20 protein-coding genes are annotated in these 23,471 nt (G+C 41.6%); 11 read left to right on the forward strand and 9 right to left on the reverse strand.

Going from position 1 to position 23,471, the window contains the following annotated elements; all coding sequences use genetic code 11:
* The first annotated feature begins 119 nt into the window (after positions 1-119).
* Entirely contained in the window at positions 120-479 is a 360-nt protein-coding gene (locus NSQ25_RS18135; RefSeq protein ID WP_039182663.1) for a MerR family transcriptional regulator, read from the forward strand.
* Between the two features lie 129 nt (positions 480-608).
* Positions 609-1,592, forward strand: a complete 984-nt coding sequence (locus tag NSQ25_RS18140; RefSeq protein ID WP_034281393.1) for a Gfo/Idh/MocA family oxidoreductase — start codon at positions 609-611, stop codon at positions 1,590-1,592.
* 40 nt (positions 1,593-1,632) lie between these two features.
* Here NSQ25_RS18140 and NSQ25_RS18145 read toward each other — a convergent pair whose 3' ends face one another.
* Positions 1,633-3,147 (reverse strand): PAS domain-containing protein, encoded by a 1,515-nt coding sequence (locus tag NSQ25_RS18145; RefSeq protein WP_034281394.1) that lies wholly within the window; start codon positions 3,145-3,147, stop codon positions 1,633-1,635.
* Between the two features lie 314 nt (positions 3,148-3,461).
* Between NSQ25_RS18145 and NSQ25_RS18150 the strand changes: the two genes are divergently transcribed.
* On the forward strand, positions 3,462-4,799 hold the full coding sequence (locus tag NSQ25_RS18150; protein WP_034281395.1) for an amino acid permease: 1,338 nt from the start codon (positions 3,462-3,464) through the stop codon (positions 4,797-4,799).
* 31 nt (positions 4,800-4,830) lie between these two features.
* Here the strand turns inward: NSQ25_RS18150 and NSQ25_RS18155 are convergent, their stop codons facing one another.
* The 6 genes from NSQ25_RS18155 to NSQ25_RS18180 all read right to left on the reverse strand — a co-directional run bounded on the left by NSQ25_RS18155 (position 4,831) and on the right by NSQ25_RS18180 (position 11,598).
* The gene (locus tag NSQ25_RS18155) at positions 4,831-5,814 is read right to left on the reverse strand and encodes a hypothetical protein (protein WP_240491051.1); all 984 of its coding nucleotides are present in this window, start codon (positions 5,812-5,814) and stop codon (positions 4,831-4,833) included.
* A 215-nt stretch (positions 5,815-6,029) separates the two neighbouring features.
* Positions 6,030-7,358 carry a GntP family permease gene (locus NSQ25_RS18160; RefSeq protein WP_034281397.1) on the reverse strand — a complete coding sequence of 443 codons (1,329 nt, stop codon included), beginning with the start codon at positions 7,356-7,358 and terminating at the stop codon, positions 6,030-6,032.
* A 24-nt stretch (positions 7,359-7,382) separates the two neighbouring features.
* Positions 7,383-8,927 carry a gluconokinase gene (gene gntK, locus NSQ25_RS18165; protein WP_024423954.1) on the reverse strand — a complete coding sequence of 515 codons (1,545 nt, stop codon included), beginning with the start codon at positions 8,925-8,927 and terminating at the stop codon, positions 7,383-7,385.
* A gap of 185 nt (positions 8,928-9,112) precedes the next feature.
* A complete protein-coding gene (locus NSQ25_RS18170; RefSeq protein ID WP_024423955.1) occupies positions 9,113-9,970 on the reverse strand; it encodes a MurR/RpiR family transcriptional regulator in 858 nt (285 codons plus the stop codon).
* 93 nt (positions 9,971-10,063) lie between these two features.
* Positions 10,064-10,999, reverse strand: a complete 936-nt coding sequence (locus NSQ25_RS18175; RefSeq protein ID WP_326135947.1) for a nucleoside hydrolase — start codon at positions 10,997-10,999, stop codon at positions 10,064-10,066.
* A 98-nt stretch (positions 11,000-11,097) separates the two neighbouring features.
* On the reverse strand, positions 11,098-11,598 hold the full coding sequence (locus tag NSQ25_RS18180; RefSeq protein ID WP_065214985.1) for a DUF1433 domain-containing protein: 501 nt from the start codon (positions 11,596-11,598) through the stop codon (positions 11,098-11,100).
* 108 nt (positions 11,599-11,706) lie between these two features.
* Here NSQ25_RS18180 and NSQ25_RS18185 point away from each other — a divergent pair, with 108 nt between their 5' ends.
* The 3 genes from NSQ25_RS18185 (at position 11,707) to NSQ25_RS18195 (ending at position 15,373) form a co-directional block, all read left to right on the forward strand.
* A complete protein-coding gene (locus NSQ25_RS18185; RefSeq protein WP_326135948.1) occupies positions 11,707-13,191 on the forward strand; it encodes a lipase in 1,485 nt (494 codons plus the stop codon).
* Positions 13,192-13,203: 12 nt separating this feature from the next.
* Entirely contained in the window at positions 13,204-13,614 is a 411-nt protein-coding gene (locus NSQ25_RS18190; RefSeq protein WP_061110298.1) for a hypothetical protein, read from the forward strand.
* Between the two features lie 82 nt (positions 13,615-13,696).
* Positions 13,697-15,373: a hypothetical protein gene (locus NSQ25_RS18195; RefSeq protein WP_326135949.1), complete on the forward strand. Its 1,677-nt coding sequence runs from the start codon at positions 13,697-13,699 to the stop codon at positions 15,371-15,373.
* Between the two features lie 37 nt (positions 15,374-15,410).
* Here the strand turns inward: NSQ25_RS18195 and NSQ25_RS18200 are convergent, their stop codons facing one another.
* Positions 15,411-16,442 (reverse strand): acyltransferase family protein, encoded by a 1,032-nt coding sequence (locus tag NSQ25_RS18200; protein WP_326135950.1) that lies wholly within the window; start codon positions 16,440-16,442, stop codon positions 15,411-15,413.
* Between the two features lie 67 nt (positions 16,443-16,509).
* Positions 16,510-17,403 (reverse strand): LysR family transcriptional regulator, encoded by an 894-nt coding sequence (locus tag NSQ25_RS18205; RefSeq protein WP_326135951.1) that lies wholly within the window; start codon positions 17,401-17,403, stop codon positions 16,510-16,512.
* A gap of 172 nt (positions 17,404-17,575) precedes the next feature.
* Here NSQ25_RS18205 and NSQ25_RS18210 point away from each other — a divergent pair, with 172 nt between their 5' ends.
* The 5 genes from NSQ25_RS18210 (at position 17,576) to NSQ25_RS18230 (ending at position 23,458) form a co-directional block, all read left to right on the forward strand.
* Positions 17,576-18,571, forward strand: coding sequence for a LacI family DNA-binding transcriptional regulator (locus NSQ25_RS18210; protein ID WP_044334886.1), 996 nt, complete (start codon positions 17,576-17,578; stop codon positions 18,569-18,571).
* Between the two features lie 172 nt (positions 18,572-18,743).
* Positions 18,744-20,009, forward strand: a complete 1,266-nt coding sequence (locus NSQ25_RS18215) for an extracellular solute-binding protein (protein WP_041118317.1) — start codon at positions 18,744-18,746, stop codon at positions 20,007-20,009.
* Positions 20,010-20,155: 146 nt separating this feature from the next.
* A complete protein-coding gene (locus NSQ25_RS18220) occupies positions 20,156-21,394 on the forward strand; it encodes a sugar ABC transporter permease (protein WP_065214989.1) in 1,239 nt (412 codons plus the stop codon).
* 1 nt (position 21,395) lies between these two features.
* On the forward strand, positions 21,396-22,238 hold the full coding sequence (locus NSQ25_RS18225) for a sugar ABC transporter permease (RefSeq protein WP_024423962.1): 843 nt from the start codon (positions 21,396-21,398) through the stop codon (positions 22,236-22,238).
* Between the two features lie 11 nt (positions 22,239-22,249).
* Positions 22,250-23,458: a glycosyl hydrolase 53 family protein gene (locus NSQ25_RS18230; RefSeq protein ID WP_061110302.1), complete on the forward strand. Its 1,209-nt coding sequence runs from the start codon at positions 22,250-22,252 to the stop codon at positions 23,456-23,458.
* Positions 23,459-23,471: the final 13 nt, after the last annotated feature.

The following is a 23,471-nucleotide window of genomic DNA, read 5'->3' on the forward strand; positions in this document are numbered from 1 at the left end:
CATCGCGCTGATCCCCCATTTGAAACTAGTAAAACAGAACATTTGTCCACCACCATAGAATGTTTTGAAACGAGTAAATCTAATTGTATGATGGATAGCAAAGAAAGGAGGTGCAGGGAATGATTACGTTTACGAGAGGTAAATTGTCAAAAATGTCTGGTGTACATATTGAAACCATTCGTTTTTACGAAAATGAGGGAGTGCTCCCAGAGCCAAAGAGAGCACATAACGGCTATCGTCTATATGATAAAAAATATGTACTCATGCTGTCATTTATCACGGAAGCGAGAAAGCTAGATTTCTCGCTTAAAGAAATTCGTGAAATTATCAAATCACTTTTCGAAAAACAGTCAAAAACAGAAGCTGAACAGCTGCTCGAGCAAAAAGTCGAAGATATCCAGCACTCTATTCAAGAGTTAAAAAAAAGGAAGGCAGCTATTCAATTGTTAACAAAACAAACATTAGCAAACATCAGCTGATTGTAAGGGCTGCCAAAGTTGTGCCGGTGTTGATCACTGGCACACCTTCGCTCAGGTATCTCAGTACACGTTCAATGAAAACATCGGTTATACTAGAGTCAGCTTAAACGAGTGGAAGGGGTTTTGAGAATGAACATCGCAACCATCGGAACAGGTATCATTGTGGAAGGCTTCCTGCAAGCGGTTGAACAGCTCGACGGTGCTTCTTGTCACGCTGTCTATTCAAGAAAGGAAGCAACGGCAAAGAAGCTCGCAGACAAATTTGGGGTGCAGACAACTTATACGGATCTAACTGCTATGCTAGAAGATCCTCACGTAGAAGCCGTTTACATCGCATCACCGAATCGTTTACATAGCGAGCATGCAACGAAAGCATTGAAACACGGAAAACATGTGATATGCGAAAAGCCTTTCACCTCTAATGTGAAAGAGCTGGAAGCCTTAATCGCTCTCGCAAAGGAAAAGCAGCTTCTCCTATTTGAAGCCATTACGACCATTCATATGCCAAACTATCATTTGATCAAAAAGCACCTTCATCAATTAGGTAAAATCAAACTGGTTCAATGCAACTATAGTCAATATTCAAGCAAATATAATCAGCTGCTAGCCGGCGAAACGCCAAATGTCTTTAACCCTGAGTTCTCTGGAGGGGCGCTGATGGATATTAACATCTATAATGTCCATTTCATCATGAACCTCTTTGGATCACCAGAGCAAGTCCGATATCAGGCAAACCGCCATCCAAACGGTATTGACACATCTGGTGTTTTGACGTTCACTTACAATGATTTTATTGCGACAAGTGTCGGCAGTAAGGATACAAGCAGCATGAACTTTGCATTGATTCAAGGAGAAAAAGGCTTCATTCATGTAAAAAATGGGGCGAATGGGTGCGAGGAAGTGCTGCTGCATGTTGATGACAGGGTCATCTCACTCAATGCACAAACGAATCCAAATCGGCTGTTTTATGAAGCAGAAGCTTTTCAGCAGATCATTGAAACAAAAAATCATGAACAGTGCTATGCATGGCTTGATGAAAGTCTCTCCGTGATGAAAGTTCTTGATGCCGCAAGAAAAGATGCAGGTATTGTTTTCCCAGCAGATCAAATTTAATGAAAAAAACCGCCTTCTATGAGAGGGCGGTTTTTCACGATTAAATACTCTTTGAATACGCTACAAGACGCTGAGACATGTGATTCACTTCATCGACTGCAGCATTCACTTGCTCTGTTAAAGCAGCCTGTGTTTGCGTAAGAGCTGTCATATTCGAGATATTTTCAAGAATTTCATCAATTTGTGTTTTCATTTCCGTTAAACTAGATTCGATATTTTCCGTTGCATTGGCACTATGCAGCGCCAGCTTCCGTACTTCATCTGCAACAACAGAGAATCCGCGGCCCTGTTCACCAGCTCTAGCTGCTTCGATTGCAGCATTCAGACCAAGCAGGTTCGTTTGGTTCGCCACTTCTTTGATTAAGTCAGAAATGTTTTTCGTTTCATCTGCACTATTTTTTGCTAGATTTGCGGCAGACGTTGACTGCTCTTGAGCAACAGCAAGCTCCTGTGCTTGATTTGTCACAGAGCTAATGCCCGATACCATCTCGCTAATAGAACTTGAAAGCTGTTCTACTTGTGAAGCCATTTCATTCGCTGTTTTCTCTTTGTTTTTTTCTAACGTGATGTCACGAATGGTTCCTGCCACACGAAGAGGAACACCTTTTTCATCACGAATGGTTTCACCACCCGCATGATACCAGCGGTACTCCCCATTTTTGCGCTGCAATCTGTAATCAATATCAAACGGTGTGCGTCCAGAGTGGTCATTTAAATGATCTGCAAAGGCTTGAAGAGCCATTTCTTGATCTTCAGGATGCAGACGGTCGCTCCAGCTGCTTAACACGTTCGGGAAATCTTTTTCGTCTGTAAAACCAAGCGTTTTTCTGAACTGCGGAGACCACCAAAATTCGTTATTTGGATTGACTGGATCACCGGCCTCTACCACCATGTCCCAAGGAGCTTCGACAAGCGCACGGTTGATTAAGTCATATCTTGTGACGAATGCTTGCAGCTCTTCTTCTTTCAATTTCTGATCATGGATATCAAAAAGAGCTCCCGCCACACGAAGAGGGACACCATTTCGATCACGAACGGTCGTTCCAGTTGCTTTGAACCAGCGATAATCTCCATTTTTTAACTTTAAGCGATATTCGATATCATATGGCGTACGCCCTGAATGATCCAATAAATGCGAAGAAAATGCATCTAATGTATATTCTTGTTCATCCGGATGTATTCGAGATGCCCAGCTGTCTAATAGATTTGGAAAATCGTGCTCATTTTGAAAGCCGAGCATTCTGCGGAATTCATCCGTCCATGTGAATTCATTTTTTGGATTGACCGGGTCTCCAGCGATGACGACCATATCCCATAAGCCAACTTGAATGGCTTTTGTCACTAATTCCACCCGCATTTGAATATTTTCATGAGCTTCCTGCATCTTTTGCAAAGCTTCATTAATTTGCGCTACCGCTTCTATCGTTTGGCTTGAAGAGAATGCAGCAGTATCTAATCTTGCTGAAAGGTCTCCCTTTTCGATTCTTTCTATTAATTGGCTGCTTTCACTCAGAAGGATTCCAGCCGATGAATCATTTGCTTTTTTCATAAACATCTTTCATAACTCCTTTCAACTCTTACATTTTTGAAATATTTTACAGTTATAAACAATTCTTTATTAGGACTTTAGTAATACAAAAGATATATCGACAAAAACTGAAAATTGTTTATGTCATAAATAAGGCAAATGTTCATTTATTTGAAGTTTCATTTTTAGAATATGTATGAAATAAGGGGATTATGGATATAAGTATATGTTTTGATAGAATCAACCACTATTTTTGTCTGAAAAATCTCTTTTTTTATATTGACACTGACGTCTTGAAAAAAGAAAATGGAACATAAGCATTTTTAAAAAAGGAGAACGTCATGAGCGCGAATCAGGAGCAACAAGAATTAAAAAAGCTTTTATCACCGCGTCACATTCGCATGATTGCGATGGGCGGGGTCATTGGTACAGGAATCTTTAAAGGAAGTGCCGATACAATTGGTTTAGCAGGCCCTGGGGTCATTTTTTCCTATGTATTTGCTGGATTGCTGCTCCTCATTGTGATGGCAGCATTAGCCGAAATGGCCATTGTGTATCCGGGAAATAATCTTCGCGACCTTATACAAATTGCGCTTGGTCAACGTTTTTCATTTGTCGTCGGCTGGGTTTATTGTTTTATGTGGCTCACTGTATGTGTCATTGAGATTATTGCAGCTGGCAGTCTGCTTCAATACTGGCTGCCGAACGTGCCGCTATGGTCACTATGTTTACTTTGTTCACTCTTAGTCATCGGAATTAACTTAAATAATGTAAAATACTTTGGTGAAATTGAGTTTTGGTTCGCTGGAATGAAGATTTTCGTTATTATTGTCTTTATTATTCTTGGTGCAGCATTATTATTTGGGATCATTCCAAACGAACAAAGCACACCAGCCTTTACCAACTATCAAAACTTCGTCCCGAACGGATGGGGTGCGATCTTTGCATCACTTTTAGTGGTTATTTTCTCTTATGGAGGCTCTGAATTGATCGGGCTGACCATTACTGAAACAAAGGATGCGGAGAAGGTCCTGCCTGGAGTAGTCAAAAGTATGATGTGGCGGATTATCTTATTTTACACATTGCCGATTTTGATCATCTGCGGCCTTATTCCTTGGAATCAAATTGACCCAAATAACAGTCCTTTTGTCCAAGTCTTTTCTGCTGCTGGTATGCAAGGCGCCTCTCACTTCATTAATTTCGTCTTGATTACAGCCGTTCTATCTGCGGCGAATTCCGGAATTTATGGAACGACGAGAATGATTCATTCTCTGGCTAAATCAGACGGCGGTCCGAAAAAACTGGCACGGGTCAACAAAAGAGGCGTACCCATTTTAAGTTTATGGGTTACCGTTCTATTTCTTCTTATCGGAACATTTTTTGCTTACTTATATCCGGACCAAATTTTCAGCTATATGCTGGCTATTCCTGGTTTTGCTGTTTCACTCATTTGGATCAGCATTTGTATGGCACATCTGAAGCTGCGTCCAAAATATCCACAGGAGCCGTATTTCAAGGTGTGGCTGTTTCCATATTTAACTTTATTTGCAGGTCTTGTACTCAGTTTGAGCTTTGTTTTGTTCCTATTCAGACAAGAAAACCTGCCTAGCTCCATTATCAGCATTGGTTTCTTAGTCGCTGCCATCATCGCTTCATTCTTAATGAAAAAGAAGGCTTAAACGCCAAAACCCGCCGAATTGGCGGGTTTTTTTATGAGCTGCTATCTTCTGTTACCTCAAAATCAATTGACGCTTTTGGAATGCCGTTGATAATAATCGTTAAAGTATGGGTTCCCTCATAGTGCTTTCTCGTCGTCATATTTTGAAAGGACTGAGACCTGATAAATTCTCTATCTAACGCTGAACTTGTTTCAAACTCTGTGATTTTAAATACCTTTTGATTGCGGGTACCCCGAGCTTTGACGTAGTCTATGGCATACTCTACACGCAGCTTTAGTGGCTTAGCGGCCTGAAGTGTAAATTGAAAGGTCATTTTCTCTCCAATACGAATAGGGTCTTGCACTACTTTCAAATCTGTTACTTGAACAGATGGATCATCCCCATAGCCAAACAAAGCCATGATATCTGGATCGCCTTTTTTTAGTAAGGTACGAGATGCATGTTTGATGATCCAGTTCGTATGTTCATTCGTTCCATACCAGCTTTTAGCCGTCTTCTTCATCAAATCAGGCTGAATTGCAGAAATATCATTTAGGTGGTTCGCTACACTTTTTTGCACATAGCGCGCTGGGTCCGACTTCAAGTTTTCTAGAATAGGCAGCGTAACCGAAGGATTCTTTTTAAGCGCAGGAACAGTTAATCCCCATGGCAAACGTGGTCTGCATCCTTCACTAGCCAGCCGCCGAATATGCTCATTTTGATTCTGTGACCATACAAGCATTTGCGCCAGCATTTTGTCTTGATCCTGAATCAGAAAAGGCCGAACGGCAAATTCAGAAGTGGAAAAAGGCGTAAAGAATTCGAGCGCCTTGATCGAGATATCCCAATGTGCTAGGCCATATGTTTCGACGTAGTCTGGAAATACAAGCGCACTAAGTCCTGAAAAATGCGGGGCTGTCTGACGCAGCACTTCAATGGCCTTCTCATAATCCTTAGGCAGACAGGCATGCATCGATTCAGTGACTCTTCTCATTCTGCCTTTTAACTCAAGCTGCTGCCAATCCTTTTGAAACACAAGCCGCTGGAATTCTTCAGCATCAAACCCAGTCGACGCTTGTGCAAGTTTCTCCGCTAATTCTTCAATAAATAATTCATGATAAACGTGTTTTAATGGTTCGATCGTGTCCGCCTCCCGCTTCTCAATATCTTTATTTTACCCCAATCTGACAAAGGTGGTATTGCCAAAAGCAAAAACAGCCCAATTCCGAAGAATCAGGCTGTTGCGTTTCACTATATAAACATATTAATGATCATAATAAATGCAATAGCACTAACAGAAATGATCGTCTCCATAGCCGTCCATGTCAAAAACGTTTCTTTAATGGTCATACCAAAATACTCTTTGATCAGCCAAAAACCAGAGTCATTGACGTGAGACAAAATCAACGAACCCGCCCCTGTTGCTAACACTAGAAGCTCTCTGCTCACATCCGGCATAGTTGCAGCAATCGGTGCGACAATACCTGCTGCCGTCATCATGGAGACCGTAGCAGAACCTGTTGCCACACGAATAACCGCAGCAATCAGCCAGCTAAGCAAAATTGGCGAGATTGGCGAATGCTTGGCTAAATCCGCAATATATTCACCAACACCCGAATCGATGAGCACATTATTGAAAGCCCCGCCTGCTCCAATGACAAGCAAAATGGAAGCAATCGGTCCTAAACACTCATTACTAAAGGAAAGCACCCGGTCACGGCTCATTCCTTGCACAAAGCCAAGACTGAAGAAAGAATACACCGTTGCAATCAGCAGTGCTGTAATTGGATCTCCAATGTACTTAAATACCTGATACCAAATATTGTCCTCTGGTAAAATAATATCCGCCAGTGTGGCAAGAAGCATTAAAATCACTGGCACCAAAATCGTAAACATCGTATTTGCAAAGCCGGGAAGTTTTCGATCTTCATTGCGTTCAGTAAATTGCTTTCTCAGCAGCTCTGGAACTGGTTTATGAATCCGCTTTCCAATCCACTTTCCATACAGCGGCCCAGCAATAATAGCTGTCGGCAAACCGACAATAATGGAAAAGAAAATGGTTTTCCCCACGTTGGCATGATAGATGCCGACAGCTGCCATGGCAGCTGGATGAGGCGGCACAAGACCATGAACGACAGACAATCCAGCAATGAGCGAAATCCCAATTGTCACGAGCGAGATGCCCGTTTCAATCGCAATCGTAAACAATAAAGGAATGAGAAGAACGAATCCGACCTGAAAAAAGACAGGTATTCCCACAATAAAGGCAACAAACATCATCGCCCAATGCACATTTTTCGTCCCAAACCGGCCGATTAATGTGTGAGCAATCCGCTCAGCTCCACCTGATTCAGCCATCATTTTCCCGAGCATGGTTCCAAGCGCTAGAACTATGGCCAGCAATGATAACGTATTGCCTAACCCCGTTTTGATGGATTGAATGATTTCCTGCAGGTCCATCCCTGTGGCAAAGCCGACTAACATAGAGGTAATAATTAAACTCACAAACGGATTCAACTTAGCAACTGTTATGAGGATGAGTAAAAGGACAATTGCGGCAATCACGATGAATAAAAGCATGCTCTCCCACCTTTTCCCTGATGTTTAATGATTTTGTTTTAATTGAAGCGCACTAATGACATCAAATTCATCCTTGAGTTTGTCATAGAGACGCTCATATAAGTAAAACAGTTCTATGTATGTTTCATTGTTCTCCATATTGGGTTCATGACGGGCAGAGATTCGAATCCAATCTTGAACCTCTTCTATCTCTTCCATATAACCTAAACTATGAAGTGCGAGGACAGCCGCCCCAAGTGCTGATGCCTCGTAGCTTTCTGGAACAAGTACTTCCCTGCCCATCGTATCCGCTAAAATTTGCCGCCACAGCGGAGATCGCGCAAATCCGCCCGACGCCCTGACATCCTTAGCTGAACCGGTTAAATCCCTTAAGGCCACACCGATTGAGAAAACACTCATAATGACGCCTTCTAACACAGCTCTGATAAAATGCTCCCGCTTATGCTGAAGACCAATCCCAAAGAAAGTGCCTCTCGCATTTGGATTCCAATAAGGTGCTCGCTCACCTGTTAAAAATGGCAGAAACAGCAGCCCCTCTGAGCCGGCTGGAACTTTTTTCGCAATGTCAATCATCAGGTCGTAAGGGTCCACTCCAAGGCGCTTTGCTACCTCTACCTCCGAGGATCCAAATTCATCCTTCAGCCATCTCAGCATGATCCCGCCATTATTCGTCGGTCCTCCAACCACCCAATGCTTATCAGTCAGCGCATAGCAGAACGTTCTTGATTGTTCATCTGTTATTGGTTTGTCCACGACCGTACGGACTGCACCGCTTGTCCCAATCGTGACAGCCACCTCACCTTTTCCAATCGCTCCCACACCTAAGTTCGCTAGAACCCCATCATTCGCACCAACAACAAATGGTGTATCTTCCGCAATGCCCATTCGCAGGGCGATCTCTGGCTGAAGCCCTCTCAGCTGATACGTCGTGGGAACAAGTTCAGACAATTGATCAGCCTCAATTCCAGCAATTCGCAGCGCCTGCTCATCCCATTGAAGCGTTTCCAAACGGAACAGGCCCGTTGCTGAAGCGATTGAATAATCGACGACATACTGACCGAAGAAATGATAAAGAATATATTCTTTGATGGAAATGAATTTCGCTGCCTTCTTGAAGACATCAGGTGCCATTTCCTTGATCCACCGTATTTTTGAAAGCGGTGACATTGGATGGATCGGCGTGCCGGTTCTTTTATACACTTGGAAGCCGTCCATGTCTGAAGTGATTCGCTTCGCTTGTTCTGCACTTCTGTTATCTGCCCAAATGATACTGTTCGTTAACGCCTTGCCATCCTTATCCATCACAATCAAGGAATGCATCGCTGTACTAATCCCGACGCCTATGAGATGTTTTGCATCAAATGCTGCTTTTGTCAACGCACCTCTTACACTTGCAATGACGGCTTCTAATATATGTTCAGGGTCCTGTTCAACCCATGCTGGCTGGGGCTGAATGAGATCATAAGGAACCGAATGCTTTGCTATCACTTTCCCCTGTGGTCCAAACAGAACCGCCTTTGTACTTGTTGTTCCAATATCCAAACCAATTACCGCCTGGTTTCCCTTCATCTGTATCACGCCCAATCATTGATTTGAAATCATATTTTATTGTTTTGATATACCTGTTAAATCCCATTATAGGAATAATTTTTTCGACATTCAACGACTGAACAGAAAATTATTTTCACTTAAAAGCTCAAAATCGTTACCACAACGGGATTTTTCACTAATAGAAAAATTTATTTTTGAAACCATTACACCCTTTTTTGTGAAATGGTTTCTCTCATTTGTTTTAAATTGGTTAAAGTCTCCTGCTGTCTTAAGTGAGCAAGTGCAAAGTATAGTACGTCAATGACAGTGAGCTGAGCAAGTCTTGCAGACATCGCTTCTGTTCGAAAAGCCGTTTCTTGCGTCGAAGTATACAGCGTGACATCAGCAAGCTGGCTCAATGGAGAGCGCTGATAGCTTGTAATACCGATGGTTTTCGCTCCTTTTTCCTTTGCTGTTTTCATCGCATCGAGTAAATCTTTATTACGGCCGGAATGAGATATACCGATCACTGTACTGTGCTGGTCGAGAAGACCGGCAGACATCGCTTGAAAATGAGAATCGGTGTGAACAATACAGTTGATGCCTGTCCTCATAAATTTATGAAAAGCGTCTGTTGCAATAAGTCCGGACCCGCCACTCCCATAAAACTCTAAGCGCTTTGCTTCATGAATGATTTGAATGGCTTTTTCTACATCCTCTGGATTCAGTAATTGAAAGCTATCCTTTAATGCAGATATATTCGCCTGAAAAACCTTTTGCATAAAAACGGCCGTATCATCATCAAGACTCATTTCTTCATCTACATAATCAGGCTTTGTTTGATCTATTTCCTGGGCAATTGCAATCTTCAAATCTTGAAAGCCCTCAAATCCAAGCCTTTTACAAAGACGAAAAATCGTTGCCTCTGAGCTCGCTGTCTTTTTGGCAAGCTCGACAATAGACAAATGAATAATGTCGCCGGGTTCACTCGTAATATGTTCTGCAATTCCTTTCAGCTTTGGCGGCAATCCTCTGCTTGCTGCTCGTATTTTTTCAATACTACTTAAACTGACAGAAGCCAATTGACTTCACTCCTCTCTTATTCGTGTGAGCGCATACATTTCCTCATGTTCCCATCTTATAAAAAAGAAGCCTGTTTGCACAGGCTTCTTTATTTATGAATTCATCGTTTTGATCAATAAATCAAAAAAAGCTTCAGCATCTACATCTGTACACACTTGGACATTGCGCTCTTTCTCCCATTGGTGCTGAAAATCACAGATCATTTGACCGTCACAAAACTCACTCTTCGTCTCCACTTCTACATGAAAAGCCTGTGTGCTTACAAGCTGCTTGTTAATGGCGAGACTTACAGCAAGCGGATCATGCATGGCACACGCCCACACACCATTGCGCTCAAAATAGCGCTGTCGGTAAATGCTTGTACTCTCTCTGATATAAGCTGCCATCGTTTCATTTTGAATGGCATCGATTCTCTCATCCGTTAACAAGACCTGTCTCGTGACATCTAACCCCACTTGAGTCAATAAAGGGAATCCAGCATCCAGCACCAATTTCGCTGCTTCTGGGTCTGCATATGTATTGAATTCCGCAACTGGTGTGACGTTACCCTGCCCCTTCACGACACCACCCATAAAAATGACCTCTTTCACATGATGAATCAGCTCAGGGCATTTTTTTACCGCAAGGGCTAAATTCGTTAAAGGCCCTGTCAACACAAGCGTGACCTGCTTCGAATACTGCAGCACTTGTTCAATGATAAAATCAGGCGCAAAACCAGCATCTGCTGTTTTCTTTGGCCGGGCATCCTTTAAAGCCCCGCCAATTCCATCCTCTCCGTGTACCCGATGTTCATAATGAGGCACTCTTAAAAGAGGGGTTGCTGAACCTTTGATGACAGGAATGTTATCTGCTTCAACCAGCTCAAGCACTTTACACGTATTCAATGCAGCCGCATCAACAGACACATTCCCGCATACAGTTGTAATCCCCAAAATATCAAACTGCTTACTTTTCACTGCCAGCAAAATCCCAATCGCATCATCGATTCCAGTATCTACATCTAAGATCAATTTCTTTGTATTTGCCATGGGTGAAATCTCTCCCTTGATTGAAAGTGTTGTTAGGTGAATGATAGCATATAACTTTGTAAACTATTTGGGGGTAATCGGAAATTACTTGTTTGTTATTACTCTTTTTCTCCAATGTCTTTGAGATATTGCTTGCGTTCTTTTTCAGAGAGTCTATTAAGGTAGTTTTCTTTTATCTCAGGCTCATCTTTATATTTATCCCAGTCTTTAAACCGATAAGACAACTCTGGAGAATAGCTCATTGAACCAATTTCGTTAGATTTATGTATTAATGATGCTGAGAAATAAAATTTTTCAGCATCATCATTTATATAACCATCAACTGTTACATATCCCATTGGACTTATGACTACCTTTTTTTTGAATGTTATTTTCTCTATAAAATGATGGATATCTTTTTTATGTAATCTTTCTTCTATTTTTGGTTTCATTTTCTCTGCGAATTCTTCTGCTTTTTCTTGATCGCTTTTCTCTTTCACAACAGTTTCCCCCCCTGAATTATTCGGTTTTTCTTTCTTATCTTGTTGGAGAATAAAAGAGATTATTAAAATAATAACGATAGTAAACAATATAAGTATAACTTTTATTGTATTTTTCATTCGATAAATCCACCTTTATCAATCTTAAGGATTTAAATCCTCTTTTTATAGATATCATTCATACTATATATTATAATAAATAAGATAAATATTACAGGAGTGACAATTTTGTCTAAAAGTGTATCTCAAAAAGAACTTTCCGCCAAAGACTATAATCTTATTTCAAACGCATCTTATAAAATAGATTACTATAGAATTTCTAGTGAGATAGAAATTAGTAAAAATAAGACCATGTATGTCGTTGATTATAAAGAAACAAAAAAAGGACTTAATGCACTAACTATCGTTTCCGAAGAAGATTTTGATCGTTCTAATGGAGGCAAAGACCTTACCAAAATCAAAAACGCCGTCATCGCATACCGTGGTTCTGAACCGATTGGTGCAGGCCAATATAAAGATACCATTAAAAAACATGGAAAAAAAGAGTCAGATGATCTTCTTTCTACCATTTTGACGAAGCTGCCTCCTTTTAGTCGATCGAAGGGTTCACAGGAAGTGACGACTAAGTTGACTACAGGCACAACCACCTATACAAATGAAATTGTTCAAGATTGGATGGTTTCAGATACAAAGTATTTGATTAAAAATATCCCTTTTGAGCATGGTGCAGAGAATCAAATGGTTCAAGCGGATCGATATGCGAAAGAAATACATCAGAAAATGCCGAATGCCAAAATGTATGTGACAGGTCATTCACTCGGCGGGTCAAATGCTTCCTATGTTCTTGTCAAAAACGACTTTATTCAAGGCGGGGTCACATTTGAGAATCCAAATATTTATCCAAATCTATCGGATGGTCTACAAGCTAAAGCATTAAAAGGCGATTACCGCAGCAGATTAACAGAATATATCAATCTCAATGACGGGCTTTCTCTTTTAAATCGGCATACGACAGAAATCGGTCGAGTGAAAGTGATGTATGATGCTGCTCTCCCCGAAGGCGTCGATTACTCCGAGGACTCCTCAAAAGCCGTCCAATTCATGAAAGACCTCCTCAATCGGGCAATGAGTGTGAATCCTTCACTGGATGCGAATTTATTCCTTGAAGCAATCGCTGGCAGCCATGGCTTAGATCGCTATACCTTTTCGGCAGACGGCTCCGTTCAAACCATTGATGATATGTTGAGAAAAAACCCTTCACTTACCACGGCCATGTTACAGCAGTTGAGCCAATCAAATGTTGATCCGCATAGTGTGGTGGCGATTTTAATTAAGTCCCACGTTCTCATGAACACAGGGCGTAAATTCTCGACATATGCCGATCACCATATGCAGCAAATCATTCGCAAAATCGAGAAACTCGATGACAAAGTGGATCAATCTGTGGAACGGGTACGCTCAAGGTATAAACAAATTGTTGGCTTTGGTTCATATGATCAGCTGACGGCTTCAGATGTGGATGCTGTGATTCGCCACTTAAAAACAGAGGGTCTTGAGAATGAGTTCTATTCGGTCAAAAAGTATGATACAGCGATTGATAACGCTATGAATTTAAAAAGATGGCTGGACTCAATATCAGATGATATGAGCGAGCTAGGAAAACAATACCACGATGCAGATACGATCCTGGCAAAGAACATGGGTATTTCTTAAGGAGAACGACAAATGGAATTTTCAAAGAAACAACCAACAGATGCAGATCGTTTTTTGCAAAGAATGACAGATACGCATACAGCAAGCTCCATCTTCTCAAAAGCAAACTTTGACACGGAAGACATGACACCAGCAGAGCTGGCAGCTTTGAAAGCAAAGATCAAAGAAGAACAGAAAACAGCACTTATCAGAGCTATCCGGCATCAGCTTCAAAATGAATTTGCAGAAGATCGCCAAGAAGCCGAAAAAATTTTAGATCTAATTGACGACCTTCTGGTCAAAGTGTATAAACAGCAACAGCGCATCCATACGCACATGTCAGGTGAAGCCATAGACGCCTTAATAGAAAAAATTGAACAAAGACTCAAATTTTACGAACTAAAAGAAGATGTTCAATCTGCTATCAACTCGATTGGTATTTAGATGAACCTTCCATCCGATGAATCTTTTCCCTACCTCACTCGTATATACTAAAAGAGTGATTGATTTGAAAGGAGATCTGTTTGTGGGATATATTTTGTTATTTTCGGTTGTGATTGGTCTTGTCTTGACCCTTTTGCTCACACCGCTCAGGTTGATCGTTAGAAAGAAAGGGACAAAGCAGCAGGTGCCGCTCATGTGGATTGCTGGCCTTGCTTTGCTGTTCATGATCGGTATTTTTGTTTTCTATTACATCACCAATTTAGACCGGAACCCTTCATCTCTATGGCTGATTGGACTTGTTGTGACAGCAGCAGGCGCCTTTTTGTCGGTTGGATTGGAGCGTAAAATCAAAGGCGTGCTGTTTCTTATTCTATTGCTGCTCGGTGTTTACATGGCGACAGCTTTTCTATTCAATGCGAATGAGAAATTCGATGTCTCCAAAATGGAGCAAAAAGTAGAAATCAAAGCATTTGATGAAAAAGAAACACCTGCGAGTGTGCCGCCTCAATTTGCCCGGAACAAAATGAAGAAATCGTTCGGACAGGTGCCAAACACAAGCTACTATGAGCTTGGCAGCTTGCAAATTCAGAAGGTCAACGGTGAGTATGTATACATCGCTCCAGTGGAGTTCTCGGACTTCTTTAAATGGATTCGTGCAGGCAGCACGCCGGGTTACTTTACATTAAGTGCGACCGACTCCTCTGCTAATCCAAAGTTCGTGAAGACGGAGATGGTCTATACGCCTTCCTCCTATTTCAACAAAGAAATTGAGCGGCATATCCGTCTCCAGTACCCAGATTTGATTTTCTACGGCGGCACACAGCTGGAAATCAATGATGACGGCAAGCCTTATTACATTCAAACGTATGGCGATTTCATCTCTGCCCGAAACGGCTTTAAAGCTTCCGGTGTCGTCGTTGTTGATGCCAAAACGGGTGCAACGAAGAAATATGCTCTAGATCAAGTACCTGCCTTTATCGACGGTGCTGTTTCACCAGAGGCAGTCAGTCTGCAAAACAGCTATTTCGGAAACTATATTCACGGGTTCTGGAATAGTATGTTTGGAAAGTCAGATGTCAAGCTGCCTTCAGATGAAGGAACGGAAGCCAATGTGAGCCCGGTATTTGATTCAAAAGGAGATATGTATTACTTCACAGATTTCACAAGTCCGAAAGAGGGCGTTGATTCCATGCTCGGATATGCCCTGACCAATGCCCGAACAGGAAAAGCGACTTATTATACCGGAAATCTTGAAGAATCCTACATGGATTCTCAGGGCGCTCTGCAAATTATTGAGAAACGATTCATCGAGAAGAAATGGAAAGGGCGCATGCCGATTCTCTATAATTTCTATGGAGAAGCCAGCTGGCTCACACCGGTTCTCGATTCAAATGGATTCCTGCAAAACTACTTTATCGTTTCTGCAGCCAATCCTGAAATCGCCGCGTATGCTTCTACACCAAACGAAGCACTGAGAGCCTATAAGACAGCTCTTCAAAAAGGCGGCGGTACCGTTAACAGTTCCTCTAAGCAGGAAAAGAAAGAAGCGGCAGGGAAGGTCAAACGAGTCTACAAAGAAAAGACCGGTGATTATACAACCGTCACCTTCCTGCTAGACGATGGAAAAAGCTACACTATGTCATCTGAAAAGGAACCTCTCGTCATTTATTTAAAAGAGGGCGATCAGGTCACCATGAAATATACAGATACAGGTGAGATCTTCCTTCCAGTCGATTTGCTTAAGATTAATGGGTTATAAAAACAAACTCCATTATTTAAAAATCCGGGCTATTATGCTAGTCCGGATTTTTATTATATGTTTTTAACAAGCTTTTAAATTTTAATCGCATTATAATATGAAATGGCCAACCAATAGGTTTAAATGATAAGAATATTACAATCGGTATTGCAAAAAGAATATATAACTTTAGCCAATGTTGTTGAGAGATGGACTCTAACCACATGGTGAAATGGAAGTGATTTAATATATAAATGAAAGGCAAATGTAGAATATATATTTGTAAGGTTCGCTGCCCAATTACAGTAAATATTGTTTTAGATTTAGGAACGATTAACAAACAAGCTGTTGATAGCAGCACAGCTAGAAGGTAAAATAGCATACGGTAAATCCCACCGTATATAGGTTGTTTTAATACTTCATATGAGTTGCGTCCTGTTAAGAAACCTCTATATTGATATATATTTTCAATGTTAAAATACACAACTAAAAAAGATATTATGAAAACCATCAGAGAAACAATCTTCAGCTTTTGGGAAGAAAAAAAAGTTACAAATTTATTTTGGTCCATGTAATAACCTAGTATAAAAAACGGGAAAAACACTATGACTCTAGATAAAGCTAAATAATCACCCACAAAAGAGTCATATCCAATAAAAATTCCTGATAACACTGATATTAATACTAAAAATACAGGTTTAATTTGTTTTAACACATAGATTAAAATAATCCAAATTGACATAGCAAGTAAATACCATGGAACATTACTCTCATTGAATGTATTAAATTTTATTTCTTCAACTGAAAATCCATATTTAAAAAGTAGATACAGCATGACTTCAAATAATAGATAAAGCATAAAATAAGATATTACTTTTTCAACTTTAAATCTATCACTATTAACAGTAGATTTAATGAAATAACCTGATAAAAATATAAATAATGGCATATGGAACATATAAATGAAAAAATATATAAATTTCATGTTTGCAGAAGTATCCACATAAAAATCTGCCATATGACCTATTACTACCAAAGTAATAAGTAACGCCTTTACATTATCCAGTTTAAAATCTCTATTACGTATCAATTAGTTAATCTCCCATGTACTATAATTATTTACAAATTACTGTATATCAAAAGCTCTATCTAAAATGTTATTTCACTCGTGTGTTTTCCCCTTTTAACAATTCAACGAGCAATTCCTTATTTTTATTTCCCCCGGTCATCGGTGACTCGACATAGGAGAATTTCCGTTTAAAATCCATTCCCCTCACAGAAATAACAGCCAATTCACCGCCAATGCTGCCTCGCTGGAGGACATATTTAGATAAAACAGAAAGACCCATTCCATGGATCACAGCTTCTTTAATCGCTTGATTGCTGCTAAAGGTCACAAAGGTTCGCGCTTTCAGTCCATTTGATTTCAGGACATGCTGTAAATATTCTCCTGTCCCTGATCCCTCTTCTCTCGTAATCCATGTTTCGTTTTGTAATTGATCAATGGTGACATCTTTTTTCTTGGCAAAAGGATGATCTAATGGCGCCACAATATAAAGTTCGTCCTCTAGAAAAGTTTCTACAGAAAGCTCCTTGTCATTGGTCTGTCCCTCGATCAAACCGATGTCGACATGGAATAAACGGACATGTCTGGCGATCGCCTCTGTATTATCAATGACCACCTCAATATCAACATGCGGATAGAGCTGATGAAACTCTGCCAATATTTGCGGCAGCACATACTCACCAATTGTGAAGCTCGCCCCGATGGTCAGCTTTCCTCTTGCCAAATGATGATGCTCATAAATGTCCTGCTTCGCCTGTTCATAGAGACGAATGATTTGTTTTGATCGATGGTACAGCATATCCCCAGTTGGTGTAACGGTTAATTGCTTTGGTGAACGATTCAGCAGAACGGTCTGGAATTCCTGCTCCAAGTTCTTAATATGAAGACTGACACTCGGCTGAGAAATTCGCAGCTTTTGGGCTGCTTTTGTAAAGTTCTTCTCCTCCACCACTGTCACAAATGTCTTCAGTGCATCGTAATACATCGGTCCCTCTCCTATCAGAAATCTTAATCCAACACCTTACCTATATATATCTTACTAATTCCTCTCCAGCACGTAAAGAACCGCCTAAACGAAAACAATTTAATAAAAATATTTACTAATTTTTTTAAAGACTCTATACTAAGAGGAGATATTTTCTATAGGAGGTGCTGATTTGGCAGCTAAAATAAAGGACATTGCAGAAAAAGCAGGCTTATCCATTGCAACGGTGTCTCGCGTACTGAACCAAGATCCCAACCTATCCGTCACCGATCAAACACGCGAAAAAGTATATGCCGCCGCAGAAGCTTTGTCCTACCAAAAGAAGACATTCAAACATTCATTAAAAAAAATCGCCTTTCTCTATTGGATGACCGAAAAGGAAGAGCTTGAAGATATTTATTTTAAATCCATTCGACTCGGCATTGAGGAACTCACCAATACTCGGAGCTTAAATGTCACCGCTTACAATCCGTCTGATGGGCTTCATTCCATTGATTCTGCTACAGAAGGAATCATCGCCATCGGCCGCTTTAAAACGTCAGAGCTTGACCAATTATATGCGATCACTCCGCATATTGTCTTTATTGATACAACGCCAGATGAAGACCGTTTTGATTCTGTAAAGCCGAACCTGAAACGAATTGTTGAAAAGATCATCGATTCCTTTATCGAAAAAGAGCACCAATCCATTGGATTCATTGGCGGTACAGACCTTGATCTCAATACGAACGTGCACATTCCAGATATTCGTGAAACGACTTTCCGTGAATACATGCTGGCCCGCCATATGCTTGATGAGCGATTGGTCTATATCGGCCACCATTTCTCAGTAGATGAAGGCTATTCGCTGATGATGAAGGCGATCGACGAGCTTGGTGATGATCTGCCCACCGCTTTTTGTGTCGCTAGTGACCCTCTTGCCATCGGCTGCTTACAAGCATTAAATGAGCGCGGATTTTCTCTGCCGAATCGCGTTAGCGTCTTTAGTATCAACGATATTCATGTGTCTCAATATGTGTCGCCGCCGCTCACCACGTATCACATCCATACGTCATTACTTTGTGAGACAGCGATCGATTTACTTTTAGAAAGACTTGTGGATGGCAGAACATTGCCTAAGACTGTTCTGATTGCCTCAGAGCCTGTCTTTCGGAAAAGCACCATATAAACAAACTGGAAGTCCTGCCAAAGTGGAGGGCTTCTTTTCTCTCTATACGAGTAAAAAATTTTACTTAATAAATTTAATAAAATATGTTTACTTTTTTTACTTAAGTTGATATTCTCACATTAAGAAAGCGTTTTCTTACCATCTGTGAAAAAAGAACGAGAGGGGATTACCAATGAAAAAGGGAAAATGGGCGACATTATCAGCAGTCGTTGGTACTGCTGTGCTTCTGCTTTCAGCATGCGGGCCAGGAGATGACAATTCAAGCGGGACACAGCCAGCATCTACAGGTACAAAGACCTTGCTAGTATGGGAGGATGTCAAAAAGTCTGATGGGATTCAAGACGCTGTGAAAGAATTTGAAAAACAAAACGATGTGAAAATCAAAGTGGTCGAAAAAGCGTATGCCGACCAAATCGAAGCTCTCCGCCTTGATGGAGCAGCCGGGACAGGCCCAGACGTTATCACGATGCCTCACGATCAAATTGGATCAGCCGTCACTGAGGGGCTGTTACAGGAAATCAAGCCTGATCAAAAAGTGATCAATTCCTTTACAGACGAATCCATTCAATCACAAACGGTAGACGGCAAGCTGTATGGCCTTCCGAAATCCGTCGAAACGACAGTGCTTTTCTATAACAAAGACCTTGTCAAAAAGGCACCAACTACACTTGATGGCTGGTATGACCTTTCGAAAAAGCTGACAAAAGACGGGAAATACGGTTTTGTAGCGAAATGGGATGAAATTTACTATGCACAAAGTGTGTTAGGCGGGTCAGGGGGCTATATTTTCAAGCAGAAAAGCGATGGCTCCTATGATGTCAATGATATTGGTCTTAATAACGATGGCGCCATCGAAGGCGGAGCATACATTCAAAAATTCTTTAGCGAAGGACTTTTCCCGAAAGGCATCATTGGTGAACAAGGAATCAATGTCCTCAACTCCTTATTCACAGAGAAAAAGGCCGCAGCTGTCATTTCTGGTCCATGGTCATTTGGTCCATATAAAGAAGCAGGAATTGACTATGGCGTAACAGAGCTGCCAACACTCCCTAACGGAAAGCATATGAGCTCCTTCTTAGGTGTAAAGAGCTACAACGTCTCCTCTTATTCTAAAAATAAAGAACTTGCTGAGAAATTTGTTGAGTTTATCACGAATGAAAAAAATTCGAAGAAGCGATTCGAAGTGACAGAGGAAATTCCACCAGTGAAAAAGCTGATGAAAGATCCAATTATTACTGGAAACGCCAATGCGGATGCTGTTTCAAAACAAACGAAATATGCCACGCTGACACCGAATACCCCTGAAATGGCAGAGGTGTGGAAGCCGATTGACAGCGCATTAGGTCTCATTGCAACCGGCCGGACAGATGTGAAAAAGGCATTTGATGATGCCGTCAATCAAATCGACTCTCAAATTAAAGCAAACCATTCTAAATAATCATCAAACACGGGTAGCCTTTAAGTCTATCAAGCTGCCCGTATTTGAGCTAATTTCATATGAAGTAGGTGTTAGACGTGACGGGTAACCTTGAACTAGACCGCACACACATAGTGGAATCAAAGACACACCGGAGACGGGCGCTAATGTTCTCTCTTATACCCGGGATGGGGCAGATTTACAACAAGCAGTACGGCAAAGGGGCACTTTTTTTCCTGTTCGGTGTTTCTTTTTTCATCGTATTTTATGATTTATTCAATATTGGCTTCTGGGGGCTGTTCACACTTGGTACGATGCTGCCTCGTGACAACTCTGTTTTTCTTTTGGCAAAAGGGATTATTGCGCTGTTAACAGCTGGTTTTGGTATCGGCTTTTACGTACTCATGATGCGTGATGCTTTTATGAACGGAAAGAAACGTGATCAAGGGGTTCCGCTCCATTCCATCCGAGCTCAATATCATCAGCTGATCGACCAAGGCTTTCCTTACTTAATGAGCACTCCTGCTTTCTTTTTACTTCTTTTTTCTGTTGTCTTTCCTATTATGTTCAGCTTTGCGCTTGCCTTTACGAACTACGATTTATACCACTCGCCTCCTGCCAATCTGATCGATTGGGTAGGGATCAAGAACTTTCAAAATATCTTTTCAATTGATATTTGGAGAGACACCTTCATTGATGTACTTGGCTGGACCGTCGTATGGACGCTCGCTGCTTCGACCCTTCAATGTGCTGTCGGCATCTTTCTAGCGGTTCTGCTCAATCAGAAGGATTTAAAAGGAAAACGGTTTTTTAGAACCATTTTGATTCTCCCTTGGGCTGTTCCGGGTTTTGTGACCATTTTGGTGTTTGCCGGACTGTTCAACGATACATTTGGAGCCATTAACAACACACTTTTTGCATCGATTGGAATTGATCCAAAACCATGGCTGACAGATCCATTTTGGAGCAAAATTGCCCTCATTGCGATGCAGACTTGGCTTGGATTTCCTTTTGTTTTCATTATGACAACCGGTGTTCTGCAGGCGATTCCAGAGGATCTATACGAAGCTGCGACCATTGATGGGGCAAACTTCTTTCAGAAATTCCGGTCCATCACGTTACCGCTTGTCCTTTATTCCATTGCGCCTATATTAATCACGCAATATACGTTTAACTTTAACAACTTTAATATCATCTACTTATTTAATGGCGGAGGACCGCCTGTGGCTGGCTCAACTGCTGGGGGGACGGACATCTTGGTTTCTTGGATTTACAAACTCACGATGCAGTCTTCTCAATATGCACTCGCTGCCGCTGTCACGATCTTACTTTCAATCTTTGTCATCGCCATTGCACTCTGGCAGTTTAAGAGAACGAATTCATTCAAAGAGGAGGACATGATGTGATATGGGGTCAAAACAAAACAAGCTCATTCGCCTGAGCATCACATATTTTATCCTTTTCATAGCCTCCATTTGTATTCTATATCCACTGCTTTGGACGATCGGTGCTTCCTTTAACCCTGGGAACAGCCTCATGAGTACAAGCATGTTTCCGAAGAATCCAACGTTCAGCCACTTCACAGAACTCTTCTTCGGTCAGGGGGCACTTTATGCAAAATGGTATTGGAACTCAATGAAGATCAGCATTGCCACAATGGTTTTAACGCTGGTTCTTGTCAGTTTTACAGGCTATGCCTTTTCCAGATTCCGCTTCAAAGGACGAAAAAATGGGCTGATGCTCTTTTTGCTGCTGCAAATGATTCCTCAATTTTCAGCGCTGATTGCGATTTTTGTTCTCGCTCAAATGCTTGGACTCATTAACAGCCACCTTGCCCTGATTTTGATTTATGCAGGTGGACAAATTCCGATGAATACGTATTTAATGAAAGGCTATCTTGATGCGATTCCAAAGGATCTCGATGAATCAGCCAGAATGGATGGCGCAGGGCATTTCCGGATTTTCATCCAAATTATTATGCCGCTTGCCAAGCCGATTTTAGCCGTTGTTGCCATCAACTCATTTACAGGACCACTGGGTGATTTCATCATCTCCAGTGTCATTGTCCGCTCACCCGAAATGTATACGCTCCCAATCGGTCTGTACAATCTTGTGTCAGATAAAATGGGTGCCAGCTACACGACCTTTGCAGCCGGGGCTTTACTCATTGCGATTCCAGTTGCTTTATTGTTTCTTGTTTTACAAAAACAATTTGTATCCGGCCTTACACAAGGCGGCACAAAAGGATAAGGGGAGATTTGATGAAGAAATGGTTGCTTGTCACTGTTGTCGTTTTCTTTCTGATGGGATTAGGTATTCTGCCTGAAGCAAGAGCCGATACGATTTCTGTGAAACCGATCAATGGCCTGCAAGGTGATTTCATCAAGGGAGCCGATATCTCTATGCTTGCAGAAGTAGAGAAAAGCGGCGGCAAATACTACAACCAGAACGGACAGCAGGTTGATCCGCTCAAGCTATTAAAGGATAAAGGCGTCAACTATGTGCGTATCAGACTGTGGAACCATCCATATGACAATCAAGGCCGAGCCTATAACGGCGGCACAAATGATCTCAATACAGCCATCGCTTTATCGAAACGTGCAAAAGCACAAAACATGAAAGTGCTGCTTGATTTTCACTACAGTGATTTCTGGACTGACCCCGGTAAACAATTCAAACCGAAAGCGTGGGCATCCCTCTCACAAAACGATTTAGAAAAAGCGGTCGGCACTTACACAGGCGATGTGCTCAAAGCGATGAGAGCGCAAAATGCCTTGCCGAATATGGTTCAGGTTGGGAATGAGTTGAACTCAGGTATGCTGTGGCCAAACGGAAAAAGCTGGGGTGAAGGCGGTGGTGAATTTGACCGGCTCGCTGCTCTGCTAAAAGCTGGCACAAATGCCGTCCGCTCTGTCGATTCAAACATCAAAATCATGCTTCACCTTGCGCATGGCGGAGACAATGGTGCATCCCGCTGGTGGTTTGATGAAATCACAAAACGAGGTGTCTCATTCGATACGATCGGTTTATCTTATTACCCGTATTGGGACGGCGGCTTTAGCGGTCTTACGTCCAATATGAATGATATTAGTGCCCGCTATAACAAAGACGTGATCGTGGTGGAAACTGCTTACGGCTTTACGACAGCAAACGGTGACAACCTAGATAACTCATTTAACCAAGACTCTGTCAATACAGCCGGCTATCCAGCCTCACCTCAAGGCCAGGCATCTTTTATACGAGATCTATCCGAAAAAATTTCACAAGTAAACAACAACCGCGGGAAGGGGTTCTTTTATTGGGAGCCGCTTTGGATTCCAGCGAAAGGTGCTCCGTGGTCTAGTCAATACGGGCTGGCTTACATTCAAACAACCGGGACTGTCGGAAATGCGTGGGAAAATCAAGCGATGTTCGATTTCAACGGAAAAGCACTGCCATCTCTTGATGTATTTAAACAAATGACACCGTAACTAAAAGGATAGG

Source organism: Bacillus sp. FSL R5-0512 (genome assembly GCF_038593295.1).
Classification (GTDB): Bacteria; Bacillota; Bacilli; order Bacillales; family Bacillaceae; genus Bacillus; species Bacillus safensis.

Coding starts and splice junctions, on each gene's coding strand:
- NSQ25_RS18175 (WP_326135947.1), bottom strand. CDS start 10,999: ATGGCAAATACAAAGAAATTGATCTTAGATGTAGATACTGGAATCGAT.
- NSQ25_RS18215 (WP_041118317.1), top strand. CDS start 18,744: ATGAAAAAGGGAAAATGGGCGACATTATCAGCAGTCGTTGGTACTGCT.
- NSQ25_RS18220 (WP_065214989.1), top strand. CDS start 20,156: ATGTTCTCTCTTATACCCGGGATGGGGCAGATTTACAACAAGCAGTAC.
- NSQ25_RS18140 (WP_034281393.1), top strand. CDS start 609: ATGAACATCGCAACCATCGGAACAGGTATCATTGTGGAAGGCTTCCTG.
- NSQ25_RS18205 (WP_326135951.1), bottom strand. CDS start 17,403: ATGTATTACGATGCACTGAAGACATTTGTGACAGTGGTGGAGGAGAAG.
- NSQ25_RS18150 (WP_034281395.1), top strand. CDS start 3,462: ATGAGCGCGAATCAGGAGCAACAAGAATTAAAAAAGCTTTTATCACCG.
- NSQ25_RS18180 (WP_065214985.1), bottom strand. CDS start 11,598: ATGAAAAATACAATAAAAGTTATACTTATATTGTTTACTATCGTTATT.
- gntK (WP_024423954.1), bottom strand. CDS start 8,927: ATGAAGGGAAACCAGGCGGTAATTGGTTTGGATATTGGAACAACAAGT.
- NSQ25_RS18160 (WP_034281397.1), bottom strand. CDS start 7,358: ATGCTTTTATTCATCGTGATTGCCGCAATTGTCCTTTTACTCATCCTC.
- NSQ25_RS18225 (WP_024423962.1), top strand. CDS start 21,396: ATGGGGTCAAAACAAAACAAGCTCATTCGCCTGAGCATCACATATTTT.
- NSQ25_RS18135 (WP_039182663.1), top strand. CDS start 120: ATGATTACGTTTACGAGAGGTAAATTGTCAAAAATGTCTGGTGTACAT.
- NSQ25_RS18230 (WP_061110302.1), top strand. CDS start 22,250: ATGAAGAAATGGTTGCTTGTCACTGTTGTCGTTTTCTTTCTGATGGGA.
- NSQ25_RS18145 (WP_034281394.1), bottom strand. CDS start 3,147: ATGTTTATGAAAAAAGCAAATGATTCATCGGCTGGAATCCTTCTGAGT.
- NSQ25_RS18190 (WP_061110298.1), top strand. CDS start 13,204: ATGGAATTTTCAAAGAAACAACCAACAGATGCAGATCGTTTTTTGCAA.